This is a genomic window from Microbacterium sp., from assembly GCF_041641055.1.
GTDB lineage: Bacteria > Actinomycetota > Actinomycetes > Actinomycetales > Microbacteriaceae > Microbacterium.
Genome location: NZ_JBEPZB010000057.1, coordinates 3017 through 5314, shown reverse-complemented (window position 1 = coordinate 5314; position 2298 = coordinate 3017). Strand labels below are relative to the sequence as shown.

Below are 2298 nucleotides of genomic sequence, written 5' to 3'. Positions count from 1 at the left end.
GCGAAGCGGGCCTGCGCGGCAACTCCTCGGGCAACGCCTACACGGCCAGCAAGCACGGCATCATCGGCGTCACGAAGTCCGCGGCGTTCATGTACGGGCCGAAGGGCATCCGCGTGAACTCCGTCGCTCCGGGCGGCGTCGCCACCGGCATCCCGATGCCCCCGAACATGTCGGAGTACGGCTCCGGTCGCCTGGCCCCGTTCCAGCAGGCGATCCCGACAGTTGCGACCGCCGAGCACCTCGCCGCGTCGATCACGTTCCTGCTGTCGGACGACGCCGTGAACATCAACGGTGCAGTGCTCGCGTCGGATGGTGGATGGTCGGTGCAGTAAGCGTCAGTCTTGGGGGCCGGCGCGGCTGCCGTGCCGGCCTTCGAACTCGCCGATCGCTCGCCGCGCTTTGCGCAGCTCGAAGATCCCGATCAACACTCCGACGCCGAACACGGCAGGGCCGATCCATCGGTACAGCGCGCTCGGATCGAGCACGAGCGTGACGACCCATCCTGCAAACATGATCGCGGCGAACACGATCGAGTAGATCGCGAAGTTCTTGCGGCGCTGCAAGGCCATGCGCTGCTGGATCAGGGAGGGCTCGGCACTGGGCTCGCTCATGAGGCGAGCCTAGACCGCGGCAAAGTCGGCACACCCTAAGCGGATGGGAGACTGGCCCCATGCCCACCCGTCCCGAGATCGTCTGCATCTGCGGCTCCATGCGATACGCCGAGGACATGCGAGCCGTGAGCCAGTCTTTGACGCTCGGTGGCGCCATCGTCCTCATGCCTGCCGAGATCGACACCGCGATCACCGCCGAGCACAAGGCCGCGCTCGGCGAGCTGCATCTGCGCAGGATCGACCTGGCCGATCGAGTCGTGGTCGTGAACCAGGGCGAGCACTTCGGTGAATCGACGCTCCAGGAGATCGCCTATGCAGAAACCGCGGGCAAGCCCGTGACCTTCGTTGGCCCCACGTGGGGCTCAGGGCAGATCTCACATCTCCGCCGCCTACCCTGGCTCTATGAAGAAGCTCCCCGCGCTCGCGACACTGGCCGTCGGCATCCTTCTGCTGTCCGGATGCTCTCAAGCGTCGACCATCGCCGCCTGCGGCCAGGTCGCAGCACAGGCCGCGCAGGTGACCGGCGTGATCGGCAGCGTGAGCTCGCCGACTGCCGAGGCCGCGCAAGCGGCGCTCGATGAGGTCAAGAGCGTCGCCGAGAACATCCGCGGTGTCGACGGACCCGAGGAGTTCGTCACACTCCGCGACTCGTGGACCACGAGCATCGACGCCTTCGCGGCCGAGGGCGAGAAGGCCATCGCGGGTGATATCACGGGCCTGGACGCGGCGACGACGGAGATGCGCACAGCGACCGACGCGATGCTCGCCTACTGCACCCCGTAGTTATCGCCCGTCACTCGTCGCGTTGAACGCTCATCGCGATCTCGAAGCTATCGCCGATCACGCGACCGCCGTCGAAGACGGGCTCTTCATCGAGCGTCTTGAGAACGCGGGGATCGCTCGTGACGGCAGCGGTTCCGCGGTCGCGAACCTCGCGCGACGGCCATGTCGTCACCGTGACCACGACGGACTCCCCGACGCTCGTGCCCGCGAGATCAGCGATGCTCTTGAGCTCCCCCGGCTCATACGACGTCCCATCTGCGTGAAAGTCACCCGGGTCCGTTGACTCGCTCGACTGCCAATAGTCGACGACACTGATCGCACCGTGATCGCGGTAGACCTCCGCCATCCGCTTCGAGAAGTCCAGGTATGCGGCCTTGCGTTCCGTCGGCACCGGAACGACGGTGATGTCAGCGATGACCATGCTCAGCTCCAGTCCTCAGCGGTGAGTGTTCGTCGCCAGGGTATACAGCGTCGGTCCGCCGGACCAGAGCTGCCCTATTGAGCGATGCCTCGCAGCAGCCGCGTCACCGTCTCCTCGACGCGCTCCGCACTCAGCGGCTGTCCGATGAGCGCCGCGTATGACGCCATGGCGATGAGCTGGTCGGCGATGGCGTCAGCATCCACATCCGCCCGGATCTCGCCCGCCGCCTGTCCGCGCGCGATCCGTTCGGCGACCCACGAGCGGATCGGCGCCGCAAGACGCTCGTTGAGCGCGAGCCCGAGTTCGTGGTCGGTGGCGGTCACCGCGATCAGCGCCCGGGCGAGTGCCACACCCTCGGGCCTCGCGAGCCCGGCGGACATCGCGGAGAACCAGGCGTGCAGGTCGGCTCGGATGTCGTCGCTCATCGCGACGGCGGGGTCGGCTCCGGGCAGGTCTCCCTCGAGCAGCGCCTCGCCGAGGATT

Annotated in this window: 5 protein-coding genes; 2 read left to right on the top strand and 3 right to left on the bottom strand. The window is 67.2% G+C overall.

Annotated features, from left to right (window positions below; translation table 11 throughout):
• A partial coding sequence (locus tag ACESK8_RS17790; protein ID WP_372969821.1) for an SDR family oxidoreductase occupies nt 1–332 on the top strand: 332 nt, incomplete at its 5' end.
• Between the two features lie 3 nt (nt 333–335).
• Here ACESK8_RS17790 and ACESK8_RS17785 read toward each other — a convergent pair.
• Nucleotides 336–611: a hypothetical protein gene (locus ACESK8_RS17785; RefSeq protein WP_372969820.1), complete on the bottom strand. Its 276-nt coding sequence runs from the start codon at nt 609–611 to the stop codon at nt 336–338.
• A 402-nt stretch (nt 612–1013) separates the two neighbouring features.
• Here ACESK8_RS17785 and ACESK8_RS17780 point away from each other — a divergent pair, with 402 nt between their 5' ends.
• Nucleotides 1014–1394, top strand: a complete 381-nt coding sequence (locus ACESK8_RS17780; RefSeq protein WP_372969819.1) for a hypothetical protein — start codon at nt 1014–1016, stop codon at nt 1392–1394.
• A gap of 10 nt (nt 1395–1404) precedes the next feature.
• Here the strand turns inward: ACESK8_RS17780 and ACESK8_RS17775 are convergent, their stop codons facing one another.
• On the bottom strand, nt 1405–1815 hold the full coding sequence (locus ACESK8_RS17775) for a DUF1428 domain-containing protein (RefSeq protein ID WP_372969818.1): 411 nt from the start codon (nt 1813–1815) through the stop codon (nt 1405–1407).
• Nucleotides 1816–1889: 74 nt separating this feature from the next.
• On the bottom strand, nt 1890–2298 hold a 409-nt coding region (locus ACESK8_RS17770), incomplete at its 5' end, for a TetR-like C-terminal domain-containing protein (protein ID WP_372969817.1).